At 67.0% G+C, this 16,849-nt stretch carries 11 protein-coding genes and 1 tRNA gene; 7 read left to right on the top strand and 5 right to left on the bottom strand.

Annotation, left to right across the window (positions count from 1 at the left end):
* Positions 1-98: 98 nt before the first annotated feature.
* The gene (locus QNO03_RS05260) at positions 99-1,484 is read right to left on the bottom strand and encodes a phosphotransferase (protein WP_289602338.1); all 1,386 of its coding nucleotides are present in this window, start codon (positions 1,482-1,484) and stop codon (positions 99-101) included.
* Between the two features lie 142 nt (positions 1,485-1,626).
* On the opposite strand from QNO03_RS05260, the gene nudC reads away from it, so the two are divergent.
* Positions 1,627-2,589, top strand: a complete 963-nt coding sequence (gene nudC / locus QNO03_RS05255; RefSeq protein ID WP_229950375.1) for an NAD(+) diphosphatase — start codon at positions 1,627-1,629, stop codon at positions 2,587-2,589.
* Positions 2,586-4,712, top strand: a complete 2,127-nt coding sequence (locus QNO03_RS05250) for an ATP-dependent DNA helicase UvrD2 (protein WP_289602335.1) — start codon at positions 2,586-2,588, stop codon at positions 4,710-4,712. Before nudC ends, QNO03_RS05250 begins: the two co-directional genes overlap by 4 nt.
* A 70-nt stretch (positions 4,713-4,782) precedes the next feature.
* On the opposite strand, the gene QNO03_RS05245 is transcribed toward QNO03_RS05250, so the two are convergent.
* Positions 4,783-5,904: a ThiF family adenylyltransferase gene (locus QNO03_RS05245; protein WP_289602334.1), complete on the bottom strand. Its 1,122-nt coding sequence runs from the start codon at positions 5,902-5,904 to the stop codon at positions 4,783-4,785.
* A 126-nt stretch (positions 5,905-6,030) separates the two neighbouring features.
* Here QNO03_RS05245 and QNO03_RS05240 point away from each other — a divergent pair, with 126 nt between their 5' ends.
* Positions 6,031-6,615 (top strand): M48 metallopeptidase family protein, encoded by a 585-nt coding sequence (locus tag QNO03_RS05240; protein ID WP_289602332.1) that lies wholly within the window; start codon positions 6,031-6,033, stop codon positions 6,613-6,615.
* 100 nt (positions 6,616-6,715) lie between these two features.
* Here QNO03_RS05240 and QNO03_RS05235 read toward each other — a convergent pair whose 3' ends face one another.
* Positions 6,716-8,200 carry a zinc-dependent metalloprotease gene (locus QNO03_RS05235; protein ID WP_289602331.1) on the bottom strand — a complete coding sequence of 495 codons (1,485 nt, stop codon included), beginning with the start codon at positions 8,198-8,200 and terminating at the stop codon, positions 6,716-6,718.
* A gap of 277 nt (positions 8,201-8,477) precedes the next feature.
* Between QNO03_RS05235 and QNO03_RS05230 the strand changes: the two genes are divergently transcribed.
* From QNO03_RS05230 to QNO03_RS05215, 4 genes are all read left to right on the top strand, one after another.
* Positions 8,478-9,671, top strand: a complete 1,194-nt coding sequence (locus QNO03_RS05230; RefSeq protein ID WP_289602330.1) for a YlbL family protein — start codon at positions 8,478-8,480, stop codon at positions 9,669-9,671.
* A 212-nt stretch (positions 9,672-9,883) separates the two neighbouring features.
* Positions 9,884-12,874 carry a UPF0182 family membrane protein gene (locus QNO03_RS05225; protein ID WP_502874545.1) on the top strand — a complete coding sequence of 997 codons (2,991 nt, stop codon included), beginning with the start codon at positions 9,884-9,886 and terminating at the stop codon, positions 12,872-12,874.
* A gap of 142 nt (positions 12,875-13,016) precedes the next feature.
* Positions 13,017-13,090 (top strand) — tRNA-Met (locus tag QNO03_RS05220).
* Positions 13,091-13,171: 81 nt separating this feature from the next.
* The gene (locus tag QNO03_RS05215) at positions 13,172-13,678 is read left to right on the top strand and encodes a DUF6328 family protein (protein WP_289602328.1); all 507 of its coding nucleotides are present in this window, start codon (positions 13,172-13,174) and stop codon (positions 13,676-13,678) included.
* 61 nt (positions 13,679-13,739) lie between these two features.
* Here the strand turns inward: QNO03_RS05215 and QNO03_RS05210 are convergent, their stop codons facing one another.
* Positions 13,740-14,477: a PspA/IM30 family protein gene (locus tag QNO03_RS05210; RefSeq protein ID WP_289602327.1), complete on the bottom strand. Its 738-nt coding sequence runs from the start codon at positions 14,475-14,477 to the stop codon at positions 13,740-13,742.
* Between the two features lie 102 nt (positions 14,478-14,579).
* Entirely contained in the window at positions 14,580-16,688 is a 2,109-nt protein-coding gene (locus QNO03_RS05205) for a TPM domain-containing protein (protein ID WP_289602326.1), read from the bottom strand.
* Positions 16,689-16,849: the final 161 nt, after the last annotated feature.

The following is a 16,849-nucleotide window of genomic DNA, read 5'->3' as shown; positions in this document are numbered from 1 at the left end:
TATCGGCGGAGCCGGGACATGGCAAGGGGGTGTGAAAGAAAAAAGGTGCCCCGCCGAAAAATCGGCGGGGCACCGGAGCCCGGGCTTGCGGAAAACGGTTACTTGTCCGGAACCGGGGTCAGCGGGAGGGCAGTGGTTTCCGTGCCCGGCTGACTGCTATGTCCGTCGCGCGGGGCGCCGTCACCGGGAGCACTGTCCGCAACCGGTTCGTTGCCGGATTCCGGATCGTTCCCGGGCTCAGCGTCCACGCCGGAGACCGCGGCTTCATCCGCTTCGGCTTCGGCTTCCACTGCGCGCACCGTTGCCCGCTCCGATTCGCCGGGTTCGGGGCTGTCCGTTGCGGTATCGGCGCCGTTTTCCGTGTCTGACCCTGTTCCGGTACCAACCACGCGGCTGACGCTGCCGGTGTCCGGGGCGGCGTCGTCGGAGCCTGACGCCGCGGGGGCCGCCTCGGGAGTAATCGGAGCAACGGTAACCTTGGCGGCAGCCGGCCGGACTGCCGCCGCGGCTTCGGCTTCCGCCGCCCGGGCATTGGCAGTGCGGGCCTGGCTGTCGCGCCGGTCAGACGCTTCCTGCGCCAGGACGTCTTCTTCGAGGGTTCCGAGCATTTCCACGGCTTCGTCGACCATGGTGGAGTTCTCTGCGGCGACGCCGCGCACCAGCCACTGCGCGAGGGCGAATTCGGCAGACAACGCTGCCCGGCGGATCAGGTGCGGATCCTCGGGATCGGAGCTGGCTTCCAAGTAGGCAGCGTGCACGGTCTCGGTGAACTTGGGATCGTTGGCCGCGATCAGCCACGCGAAGTCATCCGCGGGGTCGCCCACCCGGAGATCGGTCCAGCCGGTGACCGCGCTGACCCGTTCGCCGGTGAGCAGGATGTTGTCTTCATGCAGGTCGCCGTGGACCACGGTGGGCTTGAAACGCCACAGCGAGACGTCTTCCAGCGCGTGCTCCCAGCGCCGCAGCAGTACGGCTGGGATCTTGCCGGTGGTGGCGGCCTGGTCCAGCTCATTCAGACGGCGCTGGCGGAACTCGTTGGCGCTGTAGCTGGGCAGGTCAGCCTTGGTGACCAGTTCCCGGGGAATGGCGTGGATGGCAGCCATGGCCCGGCCGATTTCCGTGGCTACGGAACGCCCGGACGTCATCAGTGTGTCGATGCTCCGGATGGCGCCTGGAAGGTGGGAATAGACAAAGGTGCACAGCTCGCCCTGGCGCACGGTGCCCGCAACATACGGAAGCGCGAACGGCAGTTCGGCCCGGACCGCGGGGACAAACGTCCGCAGGACCAGGAGCTCGGTCTCCAGGCGCATGCTGGCCTCGAGGTGTTTGGGGGACCGGACGCGCCACCTGCGTCCGGCGTCGTCGATGAGCAGCGCCGCGTCAAAATCGGCGGCATCGTCCGGGGAACCGGCAACGCCGGTAGGGGTCAGCCCTGGGACGGCAGCGCTGGCCATTGCAGCCAATTCCATGGGAGTCCGTTTCACATCTTCAACCGTATGGGTAGATGTGGTCCGAATAACCATCCGTGGGCGGCGAGTCGCCTAAACCGTGAGGAAAAGCTCATGCCGGGCACGGCGCCGGGGGCCAACTACAGTTTGGGGGGAGAGAGTCAGTACGGTAGGTGGTATGAGTATCCCGGCACCGGCAGCAGAAGTTTCACCCCTGGGTTTGTTACCGCTGGCCCGGACGGCCGTGGACAGGGGATCGGACCGCCGTGTCGCCGCCGATCTTTTCGACACCATCCGCGCCGACGGCGGCACCCGCGTGATGTACCTGGCCGGGGGACGGACCCTGGTCCGCGAGGGCGTGCTGGTGCTCCTTGATCCGCCGGCTGCCGGCTTCGGAGATGTTCCCATCTATCTGGGACGCACCCTCGAGGACGCCCAGGTGCCCCTGGGAACCGACATCGTCCTGATGACGCTGCCCGAGCCGGATCCCGCATTAGCCGTCGACGGCGCCGCGTGGGTCAGCCTGCGCGAGTCCGCCACCCATCTGGGCGCCCTGGACGCCGGATTGTTCGTAGAGGCTGCCGCCGTCGCCAACTGGCACGCCGTGCACACCCACTGCCCCCGCTGCGGCGCCCCCACCGTTCCCGAGCAGGGCGGCTGGGTCCGCCGCTGCCCCGAGGACGGCAGCTCCCACTTCCCGCGCACCGACCCGGCCATCATCGTCGCCGTTGTGGACGAGCAGGACCGCATCCTGCTCGGCTCGGCTGCGGCCTGGCCGGGGAACCGGTATTCCACCCTCGCCGGTTTCGTTGAACCGGGGGAGTCGCTGGAGGCCGCTGTCATCCGCGAGGTGGCCGAAGAATCCGGGGTTGTTGTCCACACCCCGCAGTACCTCGGTTCGCAGCCGTGGCCGTTCCCGTGTTCACTGATGCTGGGCTTCACTGCCCGCGCCGAGAACGCGGAGGCGAAGGCCGACGGCGTCGAAATGTCCGACGTCCGCTGGTTTAGCCGGGCCGAGCTTGCCGAGGCCGTGTCCAGCGGAGAAATCACCATTGCAGGTCCCATTTCCATTGCCCGTAACCTGATCGAACGCTGGTACGGCGGGTCCATTCTTGAACCGGAGGCCAACACCCGCGCATGAGCAGCGAATCACCCGAAGCACGAATCCTGGCCGGGCTCGACGACGAGCAGCGCGAAGTTGCCACCACCCTCACGGGTCCGCTGTGCGTCCTGGCCGGTGCAGGGACCGGCAAGACCCGCGCCATCACGCACCGGATGGCCTACGGTGTGGCCACCGGCGTCTACAAACCGCAGCAGGTCCTCGCGGTGACCTTCACCGCGCGGGCGGCAGCGGAAATGCGGACCAGGCTGCGGGACCTGGGATCCGGCGGTGTGCAGGCGCGGACGTTCCACGCCGCGGCGCTGAAGCAGCTGCAGTACTTCTGGCCGCACACCGTGGGCGGAACCATGCCCGGTCTCCTGGACCATAAGGCGCAGATCATTGCCGAAGCCGCCCGCCGGCTCCGGCTGTCCACCGACCGGGCGGCCATCCGCGACGTCGCCGCGGAAATCGAGTGGGCGAAGGTCTCCATGCTCACTCCGGACAGCTACGTGCGGGCTGCCGGAGACCGGGAACCCCCGGCCGGGTTCGACCTGACCGCCATTTCACGGATCTTCCAGTCCTACGAAGACGTGAAGGTGGACCGGAACATCATCGACTTCGAGGATGTCCTGCTGATCATGGTGGGAATCCTGCAGGAGGACGAACGGGTCGCAGCCATGGTGCGGGACCAGTACCGGCACTTTGTGGTGGATGAGTACCAGGACGTTTCGCCGCTGCAGCAGCGGCTGCTGGACCTCTGGCTGGGCGCCCGGGATGAACTGTGCGTGGTGGGCGACTCCAGCCAGACCATCTATTCCTTCACCGGCGCCACGCCGCGGCACCTGCTCGACTTCACCAAGCGGTTCCCGGGGGCCGACGTCGTCAAGCTCGTCCGCGACTACCGTTCCACACCCCAGGTGGTTGGCCTGGCGAACCGGATCCTTGCGGCCCGGACCGCCGAGGGGGAGCGGAACCGGTCCGCTCCGGCCTGGCCCACACCGCTGGAGCTGGTGGCCCAGCGGCCGGCGGGACCGGAACCGACGTTCACCGAGTGCGCCGACGACGAGGCGGAGGCCGCACAGGTCGCCACCTCCATCAAGGCGCTCATGGAACAGGGGGTCCAGGCCAGCGAGATCGCCATCCTCTTCCGGACGAACGGGCAGTCGCAGGCCTACGAGCAGGCGCTCGCGTCGGCCGGCATCGGCTATCAGCTGCGGGGCGGCGAGCGGTTCTTCGCCCGGCGCGAGGTCCGCGACGCCGTGCTGCAGCTCCGTGCTGCGTCACGGTCCGTCGGGAACGAACCGGTGCCGCAGCTGGTGCGGGACATCCTGGCCTCGCTGGGATATACCTCCGAAGCCCCCGCCGGTGGTGGAGCCACCCGCGAGCGGTGGGAATCCCTGGCCGCACTGGTGTCACTGGCCGAGGAGCTGCAGGCCACCCGGACCCGCGATCCGGACAGCATTTTCACCATGCAGGATTTCGTGGCCGAACTTGAGGAACGTGCAGCGGCGCAGCACGCCCCGCGCGTCCAGGGCGTAACCCTCGCGTCCCTGCACTCGGCGAAGGGCCTGGAATGGGATGCAGTGTTCCTGGTCGGGTTGAGTGAAGGCCTCATGCCCATCTCCTTCGCGGACACTCCCGAAGCCGTCGACGAGGAACGGCGCCTGCTGTACGTGGGTATTACCCGTGCACGGGAGCACCTGGCGCTGTCCTGGTCGACGGCACGGACACCGGGCGGCCGTGCCAACCGGAAGCCCTCACGGTTCCTGGACGGTCTGCGCCCGCGCACCGAGCGCGACGCCGGCCGCACGGCGGGACCGGCAAAGCAGGCCCGGCGCAAGGTCACCGGCCCGGCGAAATGCCGCAGCTGCGGTTCCTTGCTGAACACGGGTGCCGAACGCAAGGTCGGACGCTGCGGGGACTGCCCCGTGACGTACGAGGAAGCGACCTTCGACGCACTGCGGGAATGGCGCCGGGCAGCCGCCGCCGAAGCGGGCATTCCCGCCTTCGTTGTCTTCACGGACGCGACCCTCGTGGCCATTGCCGAAGACCGTCCGCCGTCCCTGAACCGGTTGGCCACCCTCCCCGGAGTGGGTCCATCGAAGCTGGAGCGCTACGGCGAGGCCGTACTGAAGGTGCTTTCGGTGAGCTCCGACGCCTAGCCCCGGGCGCCCATGCGCCTAGCCCCGGGCGCCCGGATCCCTGGCCACGGGGCACGGCTCCGGGGCCGGGCTAGGCCACTTGGTTTCCGCGGCGCTGCAGCCGGCAGCCGCACGCCGGGTGGTAGTCCAGTTTCCGCAGCTGCGGGTAGCCGTCGGAGGTCCGCAGCCGAAGGACAGCGGACAACACGGCAGGCTGGTTGATGCCGTCCAGGAAGACGAGTGCCGCCATGGCTGCCGCTCCGGCGGCAAGCACCGAGCCGGCGAGCTCCTCACCCTCGGGACCCGAAAACAGCCCGCCCGCAGCGTCCTGCCTGTCCGCGGCTTCCGGCCGGCTGGCTGCCAGGGCCTCCCTGGCGGCGTACCACCCCGGATCGGTCTCTGCCCGGTGGCGGTCCAGGCATTCCAGGCACGGCGTGAGGCCGGGAACCACCAGGGGGCCGATGTCCCACCCGCTTTCCTGTGCCGTCAGTACCAGCCGGGGGACGCTGCCGTCGTCCTCCGCCGGTTCCGGTAGGCGTTCCCCCGCCCGGGGCACTGCAGCCACCGCGCGGATGGTCACGGCCAGGTCCACGGCAGGCGGGGACGGACGGCGACCGGCAGCTCCACGGCTGGTACCCGGCATCGTCAGCACCTGGAGGGTGGGGTCCACCCGGAAAAGGTGCCGTTTGACGGCTGCGGCCCGGTTCATTCCGATATCGGTCATGGCGTAGGCCGTTCCGACGTCGGCCGGGGAAACCACGTCCGGATCCGTGAGCAGCAGGGTTCCAATACCTGCCGAGCCGAGCGCGCGTGCCAGCAGGGCACCGGCGCGCCCCAGCCCGTCCACGGAAACCGCAGCGGCGGCCCGCCGCCGCACCGTTTCTTCGCCGTTGACGCTGTAGGCGGATGAGAGACGCTGTGTGTCCGGGAGCAGACGTTCCGTACGCAGGGAGGGGATGGGCTCAGCGGCGGCCTCATGCGGCACCAGGAGGGGGCCGAGAACCTGCAGCAGTGAAGCCGCCCGGTCCTGAGGAACGGACAATCCCGCTGCGGCGGCCTGTTCCGATCCATCCGGAACACCCCTGTGCAGGGCCGCCAGGAAAGCGAGGTCGGCGTCCTGGAGGTTGCGCAGGAGCAGGGACCCCGAACCGATGCCCAGCTGACGGGCACCAGGCGACACTTCGAGCACATGAATTCCAGGATTGATCCGCATTGGCCTGCTCCCGTGTCGACTCCCGTGGTCTGTTCCGGCTGCTGACCATGCTGACACGGCAGCCCGCGGCCCCCGGAGTTATCCACAGGTTCCAGGGCTGTCAGCGGCGGCGGCTAGGCTGGGAATATGCCTTCTCCGCACCGGACCGCCGACGTTTCGATTCCGGCAACAACCAGCACCGGAATACCGATCCAGGTGCGCCGGTCCGCCCGGCGGAAACGGACAGTCAATGCCGTGTTCCGTGACGGCGTGGCCCTGATCTCCATCCCGGCACACTTCTCCACCGCCCAGGAAGCGGAGTGGGTGCGGCGGATGGTGGCCCGGCTGGAGGAACGGTCCTCCACCGAGCCGGATCCCGGGGCCAGCGAAAGCGAACTGATGCTGCGCGCGGCGGAACTGTCCCGGACCTATCTTTCCGGACAGGCACGTCCACAGTCGGTCCGCTGGGTCAGCAACCAGAACTCACGCTGGGGTTCGGCGACGCCGGGCAGGGGCACCATCCGGCTGTCAGACAAACTGCAGGGAATGCCCGAATGGGTCGTCGACTACGTGCTGCTCCACGAGCTGGCCCATCTGCTCGTACCCTCGCACGGTCCGGCTTTCTGGCGGCTGCTGGAAACCTATCCGCAGACGGAAACCGCAAAGGCTTTCCTGTCAGGAGCGGCGTTCGCCAGCGCCCGGGGGCTGAAGGGGGAAATGGGGGAGGACTAACGGCTCCGCAAAACACAACTACTCCAGAGGCTGCTGCCTCTGGAGTAGTTGTTACCGGCAAAGTTCCGGTCCGCACGGAAGCCGGCCGGAACACACGCCGCTAGGGTGCGCCGGGCTTGCCGCCCTCGTCGGTGTCATTGTCGTTTCCCGTATCGCTGCCGTTCGCGGTGCCGCCGTCGGTATCCGCGGAAGTGTCCGCGTCGCCGGCGGTTCCGGACTCTTCAGCTCCCGGTGCACCGTCGCCGGCCGGGGTATCGAATCCACCGTCAAGCAGGCGTTTCAGCGCAGCATCGACATCGGAATCCGCAGCTTCCAGGAGCTCCCGCCGCCGGCTGAAGCCCTTGGGGTCGTCCAGGTCTTCCGAGGTGGGAAGCAGGTCCGGGTGCTCCCAGATGGCGTCCCGGCCTTCAATGCCGCGCTCTTCGGTCAGGTGCGCCCACAGGGCCGCTGCATCGCGCAGCCGCCGCGGCCGGAGCTCCAACCCGACCAGGGAAGCAAACGTGTGCTCGGCCGGACCCCCGCTGGCACGGCGCCGGCGGATCACTTCCCGCAGGGCACCGGCGGACGGAAGGTTCGCGGTGGCGGCGGCTGTGACTTCATCCACCCAGCCCTCCACCAGGGCCAATGCGGTTTCCAGCCGTTCGAGGGCCGCCTCCTGGGCGCCCGTGCGCTGGGGCTGGAAAACCCCGCCGGAAAGGGCAGCCTGGATGGACTCGGGATTGGAAGGGTCGATGTCCCGTGCGGCTTCCTCGATCTTGGAAATATCGATGTGGATGCCGCGGGCATAACTCTCAATGGTGCCGAAGAGATGGGGTGCCAGCCACGGGGCCTGTGCGAAGAGGCGGGCGTGGGCCGCTTCCCGGACGGCCAGGTACAGCCGGATCTCTGCCTCCGGAATGTCCAGTCCCTCTCCAAAGGCGGCAACGTTGGCCGGAAGCAGTGCCATGGTGCCTGCGGCGAGCGGCAGCCCGACGTCGGTGGAGCTCACCACTTCCTTGGACAGCGCGCCGACGGCCTGGCCGAGCTGGATACCGAACATCGCCCCGCCCATGTTGGCGAGCATGGAGGACGCCCCGCCCATCATGGACTTCATTTCTTCGGGCATCTGCGCGGTGATGGCGTTGGAAAGCGCTTCCGAAATGCTCACGGCTACGGGCTCGGTGAGCCGGCGCCAGGAATCCATGGTCGCTTCCACCCATTCCGCCCGGGACCAGGCCCGGCCAAGACTTGCGGTGGACGCGAAATCCGTGGCCGGGTCGAGCCAGAGTTCGGCCAGGTGCAGCGCCTCGTCAACCTCGCGGGCCGCCGTCGGGCCGGTGGAGGGATCGCTGCCGGTTGCGGCGACCCGCCGGGCATTGTCCTTGGCCAGCTGCCAGTTCACCGGCCCGTCCGATGAAGCACTGAACATGGCCTGCACCTGCTGGAAGATCATGGCCATGGCATTGGGGTCCGAGGGCAGTCCGGCAGCCTTCGCCAGTTCCGACGGATCCATGCCTCCGGCCCCGCCGGCGCCGAACAGGCGCGCGAGCATTTCGGACAGCGGATCCTGCGGGTTGTCCCCGCGGTCGGATGGATTGGAACTCATGGGATACCACCGGTCCTGTGGAAGAAGATAAAGCGGAAAGTCCTGCGTGCACATACTGCGTGCGGTTGTTGTGCGATGCCCGGCACTGCCGCGCATATTTCTCCTTACGTTACCGGCAGTGCCCAACACCTGTCCCGCACAGCGTGTTTTCGTTCGCTGTAGGCAAAGCCGGCCCTGCACGTTCGGTTCGGTTGCCGGGCGTAGGCTTGCAGGGTCGGCGGTCGGGTATCGGGTGCCGGCTCCGTACAGCACACGAGCGCAGGAAAAGGTTGGTCAGTTGCGCCACTCTCACGACGACAGCAGCACCGCAGCGCAGGACGGGCCGGGCACACCGGCCGCACCGGCCCCGCAGCCGGACGGCAGCTACTCCGTCTACCCATACCAGGGCCTGGGCAGCGGCCGCCCGGCACCGGCCAAGCGCACGCCGCGCACCCGGGCCATCCTTGTTTCCGGAGCGCTCGCCGTCGTACTCGGTGCCGCCGGGCTGCTGCTGCCGGCGCAGTACGTGGTGGAATCTCCCGGGCCGACGTTCAACACACTGGGCAGCGCCGGGGACGCGGAGATCATCGAGATCGAGGGACAGCGGACGTATCCGACGGACGGTGAACTGGACCTGACCACCGTGTACGTTTCCGGTGGCCCCAGCACCAACATCAGCATCTTCCAGGCTGTGGGCGGATGGGTGGACCAGGACGACGTCGTGTACCCCACCGAATTCCTCTACGCTCCGGGAACCACCAGCGACGAGGTGGATGAGGAGAATGCCGCCGCCATGACGTCGTCCCAGGAATCCGCAGTTGCTGCTGCCCTTACGCAGCTCGACATCGGCTTTACGCAGGAACTCACTGTGGCGGCCGTGGTGGAAGGCTCACCTGCCGAAGGAGTGCTGCAGCCGGGGGACACAGTGGTTGCGGTGGGGGAGACCAGGATCGAAGGCATCGACAGCCTGCGTGCCGCCCTGAACGACGGCGGAGGGTCAGCCGCGCAGCTCACGGTGCGGCGGGACGGGACCGAGGTCTCCGAATCCGTCACCCCGCGGCAGTCCGACTCCGGTGCCTACCAGCTCGGCATCGAACTGGCCACTTCCTTTGAGTTCCCGTTTGACGTGAGCATCGGTGCAGGCATGGAGAAGGTGGGAGGCCCGTCCGCGGGGATGATGTTCGCCCTCGGGATCGTGGACCGGCTGACTCCGGGCGCTTTGACGGACGGCAGGCATTTCGCCGGAACCGGAACCATCGACGCGGCGGGAAATGTTGGGCCCATCGGGGGAATCAGGCAAAAACTCATTGGCGCTTCCGATGCCGGGGCCGAGTATTTCCTGGCCCCGGCGGACAACTGCGGCGAGGTCGTCGGGCACATTCCCGACGGCCTGGACGTGGTGCGGGTGTCCACCCTGGACGAGGCCATCCAGGCGGTGGAAAAGCTCGCCGCCGGCGGCAGCGCGTCGGACCTCCCGCAGTGCACCCCCTAGAAGTGGACGGCCGTGCCTAGTTACGATCGGGACAAGGTTGTTTCCGGCACCGGATCGAAGTGGCCGCCAAAGAGCAATCCAAGGCAGAATGATTCACGGACGGCTTCCGGCCGTCCGGCGGGCAAACAGGGCCGGAATATATGTCCTGGCATTGTTCCCGCCGGTGCAGTCCGGAGCGGCCGCCAGCCGACGCACCGAACGATGAGGTAACTGTGACTTCCGGACCAAACGGCCCATTTTCCCGACCCGGCACGGCCACGGCCGTCGGCAGGCGACGACGGCGGAGTCCGCTGATCGCGACGCTGATCGTCGTTGCCGTGCTTGTCATTGGTTTTGTGTATTTCTCCCAGGTCTACGCAAACGTCCTCTGGTACAACCAGCTGGGCTACCTGGAAGTGTTCGTCAAGGAGAACCTGACCCGGATCTCCATGTTCCTCGCGGCCTTCCTCGTGATGGCCGCCGGAGTGTTCACCAGCATCCGGGTTGCCTACGTCTCGCGGCCCATCTACGCGCCCGACAGCGCCCTCCAGGACAACCTGAACCGGTACCAGGCCCAGCTTGAGCCGGTCCGCAAGCTGCTGATGATCGGTATTCCGCTCGTGGTCGGCGGCTTCGCCGGCACGGCGGCCATGTCGATGTGGCAGCAGGCGCTGCTCTTCTTCAACCGGCGCGACTTCGGGAAAACCGACCCCCAGTTCAACCTGGACTACAGCTTCTACCTGAACACCCTGCCCTTCATCGGTTTCCTGGTGGGCTTCCTGATCAGCGTCGTGGTGATTTCCGGGATTGCCGGCCTCCTGACGCATTACCTCTACGGCGGCATCCGCCTGGAGGAGAAGGGCGTGTTTGTCAGCCGCCCCGCCCGCCTGCACCTGGCCATCATCGCCGCAGCCTTCCTCCTGCTGCAGGGCGTCAATTTCTGGCTTGACCGCTACGACACCCTCCTGAGCACCTCGGGGACCTGGACCGGCGCGCTCTACACGGATGTGGAGGCAGTCATCCCGACCAAGGCCATCCTGGCCGTGGCCTCGGTGATAGTCGCAGTGCTGTTCATCCTTTCCGCCGTCATCGGCCGCTGGCGCCTGCCCATCATCGGCACCGCAATGCTGATCATCACGGCCATCGTCGCGGGCGGCGTCTACCCGTGGATTGTCCAGCGCTACCAGGTCCAGCCTTCGGAACTGAGCCTCGAACGCGAGTACATCCAGCGCAATATCGACATGACCCGGGAAGCCTACGGGCTCGCCGATACCGAGGTCATTCCCTACGACGCCACGGTGAACGCCAACGCGGGGGCCCTGGAACAGGACGCCGGGACCACCACCAACATCCGCCTCCTGGACCCCAATGTCGTCTCCGACGCCTTCGGCCAGCTGCAGCAGTTCCGCCAGTACTACCAGTTCCCCCAGACCTTGAACGTGGACCGCTACGAAATTGACGGCGAGGTGCAGGACACCGTCATCGCTGTCCGTGAGCTGAACGTCGGAGGCGTTCCCAGCGGCTGGGTCAACGAACACGTCCTCTACACCCACGGCTATGGAGTAGTCGCGGCGCGCGGTTCCACAGTCGCTCCCGACGGCAAGCCGAGCTTCATGGAATCCGGCATTCCCTCCACGGGCGTCCTCACCGACGGCGGGGACTACGAGCCGCGGATCTACTTCGGCGAAAACTCTCCGCAGTACTCCGTGGTCGGTGCCCCTGAAGGTGCCGCCCCGGTGGAGATCGACCGGCCGCAGACCGGCAACTCCGAGGAAGAGTCGCAGACCACCTTCAGTGGTGAAGGCGGCCCGAGCGTCGGCAACCTCTTCAATCAGCTGGTCTACGCAATCAAGTTCCAGTCCACGGAACTGCTTCTCGCGGATGCCATCAATGAAGAATCGCAGATCCTGTACGACCGGGACCCGCGTGAGCGGGTCGAAAAGGTCGCCCCGTACCTGACGGTGGACGGCAATGCCTACCCGGCGGTCATCGACGGGCGCGTGAAGTGGATCGTGGATGGCTACACCACGAGCAAGTACTTCCCTTACTCGACCCAGCAGGAACTGCAGGACGCCACCACGGACTCACTGACCCCGGGTGCCGCAGCGCTCCCGCAGGAACAGGTGAACTACATCCGCAATGCCGTCAAGGCGACTGTCGACGCCTACGACGGCTCCGTCGAGTTGTATGCCTGGGATGACGAGGATCCCCTGCTGCAGTCCTGGCAGAGTGTGTTCCCCTCCACGCTGAAGCCGTACAGCGACATGTCCGCGGACCTGATGGCCCACGTCCGCTACCCGGAGGACCAGTTCAAGGTCCAGCGTGAACTGCTCGGCAAATACCACGTCACCGATCCTGACTCCTTCTACAAGAACGACGACGCGTGGAGCGTTCCGAGCGATCCCACGGGCGGCAACGCCGACGTCAAGCAGCCTCCGTACTACCTGTCGCTGCAGATGCCGGGACAGGATGAGGCAACCTTCTCGCTGACGACGCCGTTCATCCCCTTCGTGAGCGAAGGCGGAGATCCGCGCAACGTGCTCTACGGCTTCCTCTCCGCGGAGGCGGACGCAGGCACCGGGGAACCGGGTGTCAGGAGCGAGGACTACGGCAAGCTCCGGCTGCTGGCGCTGCCCACGGACACGGCCGTTCCCGGTCCGGGACAGGCGCAGAACACCTTCAACTCCGATCCCACCGTGTCCAACGCCCTGAACCTCCTGCGCCAGGGTGCGTCCGAAGTCATCAACGGCAACCTGCTGACCCTGCCGGTCGGCGACGGCATCCTGTATGTCCAGCCCGTCTACGTCCAGTCTTCAGGTGAAGCGTCCTACCCGACGCTGCAGCGGGTCCTGGTGAACTTCGGCGAGAAGGTGGGCTTCGCGCCGACCCTCGACGAAGCGCTGAACCAGATCTTTGGTGGAGACTCCGGAGCCGCCACGGGTGACGCCGGCAATGTCGGTGCCACCCCTCCGGCGCCGGAGGGCGGGGGAGACGGAACGGCCCAGTCCGACCTGGCCACGGCGCTGTCCGATGCGGGCCAGGCTATCCAGGATGGCCAGAGCGCCCTCGGACGCGGTGACTTTGCCGCTTACGGTGAGGCGCAGAGCCGGCTCCAGGACGCCATCGCCCGGGCCACCGAAGCCCAGGAACGCATGGAAGGCGGCGAAGGCGCCGACGAATCCGGTGCCACCGCCCCGGCGGAGGACGGCGACGGCGGCAGCTAGCACAGCGGCCGCGGGGAACGGCCGGCGGCGGACTGATCTCCGCCGCCGGCCCCCCACGCCCCCCGGAGTTCCGCGGGGCTGCAGGCTCCCGCATCAGCGGTTTGCACCCGGGACCAGCGGCGGGTAGAGTTAGATATCGCGCCGCGGGGTGGAGCAGTTCGGTAGCTCGCTGGGCTCATAACCCAGAGGTCGCAAGTTCAAATCTTGCCCCCGCAACAAAGGAAAGTCCCTCGAGGATCCGAAAGGAACCTCGAGGGACTTTTGTTTTGCCCCGGTGAGCAGGAACTACACTGCACTATGGGCAATACCCCGGCGGAACGGGACCCGGAACGCGATGAAACCCCGCTGCAGAAACAGGACCGGAACTGGACGGACCTGCTTCAGGAACTCCGGGTGCTCCAGACCGGAATTCAGATCCTGACCGGTTTCCTGCTGACGCTGCCGTTCCAGCAGCGCTTCACCACCCTGAACCCGGTCCAGGTGGGAATCTACCTGTCCCTGGTGGTGCTGTCGGTCCTTGTCACGGCCCTGCTGCTGTCGACGGTGGTTATGCACCGTACATTCTTCCAGCGGCGGATCAAAAGGGATCTCGTCGACAGTGCCGACCTGCTGCTGCGCATCACGCTGGTGTTGGTCGGGCTGATCCTCGTGGGCACCATCGGCCTGGTATTCGACCTGGTGCTCGACGGCGCCGCGGGCGCCGTAGCCGCAGTGTCCGTGGCGGTCATGGTCGGCCTGCTTTGGCTGCTTCTGCCCCTTGTCCTGCGCCGGCGTGCCCTGCGGCGCCGCAGAGCCGATCAGTAGGACAGCAGAAGGGCGGGCGCCGTAACGGTGCCCGCCCTTCTGCTGTACGGAAGTGGAGCGGTTAGTCCTCGATGGCGGACTGCTGCGTGCCGGATGACTTCAAAGCGGCCAGGCGCGCCTCCACCTCGGTCTGCTCGCCGAGATCCTCCAGGGACTCGAACTGGGCGTCAAGGCTTGACGAGGCCAGCTCGTTGGCGCCGCGGACGCGCGCTTCCTCGCGGCGGATCTTCTCTTCGAAGCGGCCAACCTCGGACGTGGAGTCCATAACGTCGATGCTCTTCATGGCATCGTGCATCTGCGTCTGGGCCGAGGCATTGCGGGCGCGGGCAATGAGTTCATCGCGCTTGCTGGTCAGCTGGTCCAACTTGCCCTTCATCTGGTTCAGTCCGGTCTTGAGGCGTTCAACGATCTCCTCCTGGGAGGCGATCGTCGGCTGCGCACCCTTGGCTTCGTTTTCGGAGGCAATCTGCCGCTGAAGGGCCACCTTGGCGAGGTTGTCGAACTTCTCGGCGTCGGCGGTGTTGCCGGCAGCCCGGAACTCGTCAGCCTTGCGGGAAGCGGCCAGGGCCTTGTTGCCCCAGTTCTGGGCGTTCTGGATGTCCTCGTTGTAGTCGTCCTGGAGCATCCGGAGATTACCGATGGTCTGGGCGACGGCGCTCTCGGCTTCGGCGATGTTGTTGCTGTAATCCCGCACCATCTGGTCGAGCATCTTCTGCGGGTCCTCGGCCTGGTCGAGGATGGCGTTGATGTTGGCCTTGGCCAATTGAGTGATACGTCCGAAAATCGACTGCTTAACCACGGTGTCTGCCTTTCAATCTGCTGTGCTCGGAAAAATCCCGCGTTCGCCATGAAACGTTACGGGTACATCTTGGTGTAGTTTTGCGCCTTTGACCCGGGCAGGCTAGAAGTTTCCACCGGACGAGCCGAAGCCGCCGCCGCCGCCGCCGAATCCGCCTCCACCGAAACCGCCGAATCCGCCGCCGCCCCATCCGCCGCCGTGCGAGCCGCCGCGGAGGATCGAATCAATGAGGATACCGCCGAGGAGTGCGCCGCCCAGCCCGTTGCCGCCGCCGCCGAATCCGCCTCCGCCGAAGCCACCGCCGCCGCCGAAACCGTCTACGTCCTGCTGCGCCATTTCCGCAGCCTGCGCTGCCAGCGTATTGGCCTGCTGGGCGTAGGCAAGGGCACTCACCGGATCGCCGGACTGCATGGCGATGGCCTGCTGGAGGTTCCGTTCGGCCTCGGCCAGGCGGGTGCGTGCCTCGCTGCCCACACCGCCGCGGCGTGCCCTGATGTAATCGGACGTGCCGGAAATCTGGGCCTGAGCGGCCATGATGGCGTGCTGCAGGGAATCGCGGGCCCGCCGCTCCTGCTCCTGACGGTCCCGGATCCCCTCCAAAGCAGCGTCAAGCTGGCTGTTGGCTGTCTCCAGCCGGCGCAGCAGGTCAACCGGATCTATGGGGCCGGCGGAGGTTGACTGCTTCACGGCGTCCAGTGCGGCGCGGACCCCCGCCACCGGCCCCGCGAGCCCGGGAGTGGAGCCGCCGGCGGCAATGGCACCCGCCTGTGCCAGGTCCTGATTGGCATCAGCCACGGCACGCTGCAGTTCCTGCCGTGCCGAGTCGAGCTCCTGGCTGCGCTTGTCGATCGCATCGAGCAGGACGTTGGCCTGGTGCACCGACTCTTCCGCGGCTCGTACGGAAACCACCGCGGATGACGTGTCGCCTTCGGCCAGCTTTTCGTTCGCCGTTGCCGCGGCACTGGACACGAAGGCCAGCCGCTCATGGGCCTGGTCGATGTTGTCGCTGACCTGGCTTACAGCCGAGGCTGCGTAACGTGAGCGCAGCGCATCCAACGTCGCGGCCGCGGTGCTGAGGCGGGAAGAGGTTTCCTCCGCTGCCGCCCTGGCCGACGACAGGGCGGCAGGTGCATTCTTCTCGAGTTCCCGGAGGGAATCGAACTCTTCCTTATGCGCCTGCAGCGACTCGTTGACTGCCTCGCACCGGCGGATGATTTCCTTCAGCCAGGTGCGCTGCTGCTGTTCCGTGTCCGGGATGTGGTCGTCGAGCTGCTGCTGCAGCTTAAACGATTCGCCCATATGCGCCCGTGCGGCGGCGAGGTCCTCGGAGAAGGTGGTGACGGCGTCCTCCCCGTAGGCTGCCATGGCGAAACCGAGTTCCTGTTCGCTGGACTTGATCGCATCGTCGGCGGCCACCAGCAGACTTCCGGCCCGCTTGCGGAGGTCCGGCACGCTCATGGTGTCCAGCGGGTCCACAGGTTCCACCGGTCCCTGCTGCTGCACGGGTACGGCTGTTGAAGACTTGCGCCGGCGGCTGCGGATCAGCAGGGCCGTACCCAGTCCACCTGCGACGACGACGCCGCCGACCAGAAGGGGCGCCACGTCGGCTCCGCCGGATTCCTCCGCGGCGGCAACTTCTCCGTCTCCGCCGCGGGCAATATCCTCCAACGACTCCGCGGCGTTCACCGCACTGTTTGCCCACTGGGTGGAGGAGATGTCCTGCGAACCCAGCAGCGGGTCGGTGGCTGCGGCGAGGATGGCGTTGCGGCGCGCCTGGGTCAGGACGCTCTGGTCCCCGGTGGACACCTCGATCTTGCGGTCCTCCGTGGCGATGCTCAGGAGCGCTTCCTTGCTGCCCATACCCTTGCCGCGGACTACCTGTTCAGACCAGGCGACGGGGTCGGAGGGATTCGTGAAGGAATCCACATACACGACGTAGAGCGTGTAGCCGCTGTTCCGCTGTACCTCGGAAATGGCCTCTTCCACCTCGGAAGCATCGCTGCCGAGAACATCGGCGGGGTCTACGACGTACTCGCCCGGTGGAATCCGGACCGGGGATTCGGCAGGAACGTTGACCGCCGCAGGGACCAGTGCGGCTCCGGTGCGCCCGGCAGCGGCCGCATCCGCGGGTCCGGCAACGGCAGCGGCCGGGAGCAGGACCGTAACTGCACTCAGGCCGAGTACGGCCGCCCAGCTGTTCCGTGACCGCATAAACTTTTCCTTTGGTTATTTATCTCGTTCGGTGCTCGGTGCTCGGTACCGCAGGGGAGGGGTGCAGATGGGGCCCCCCGGACCTTGGTACCGATTCTATGGGCCGCCCCATGCCCCGTCCACCGGGTCCGGGCGGCGGGTCCACCCGGGGGAGGGCCGCA

The sequence above is a fragment of the Arthrobacter sp. zg-Y877 genome, assembly GCF_030373105.1.
GTDB lineage: Bacteria > Actinomycetota > Actinomycetes > Actinomycetales > Micrococcaceae > Arthrobacter_B.
Note: the sequence above shows the minus strand (reverse complement) of the source record. Positions and strands in the feature narration are given on the sequence as shown.

What these genes read in the sequence shown, in the direction of transcription:
- QNO03_RS05205 (WP_289602326.1), bottom strand. Translation starts at nt 16,688, where the DNA reads ATGCGGTCACGGAACAGCTGGGCGGCCGTACTCGGCCTGAGTGCAGTT.
- nudC (WP_229950375.1), top strand. Translation starts at nt 1,627, where the DNA reads ATGAGTATCCCGGCACCGGCAGCAGAAGTTTCACCCCTGGGTTTGTTA.
- QNO03_RS05235 (WP_289602331.1), bottom strand. Translation starts at nt 8,200, where the DNA reads ATGAGTTCCAATCCATCCGACCGCGGGGACAACCCGCAGGATCCGCTG.
- QNO03_RS05245 (WP_289602334.1), bottom strand. Translation starts at nt 5,904, where the DNA reads ATGCGGATCAATCCTGGAATTCATGTGCTCGAAGTGTCGCCTGGTGCC.
- QNO03_RS05250 (WP_289602335.1), top strand. Translation starts at nt 2,586, where the DNA reads ATGAGCAGCGAATCACCCGAAGCACGAATCCTGGCCGGGCTCGACGAC.
- QNO03_RS05215 (WP_289602328.1), top strand. Translation starts at nt 13,172, where the DNA reads ATGGGCAATACCCCGGCGGAACGGGACCCGGAACGCGATGAAACCCCG.
- QNO03_RS05240 (WP_289602332.1), top strand. Translation starts at nt 6,031, where the DNA reads ATGCCTTCTCCGCACCGGACCGCCGACGTTTCGATTCCGGCAACAACC.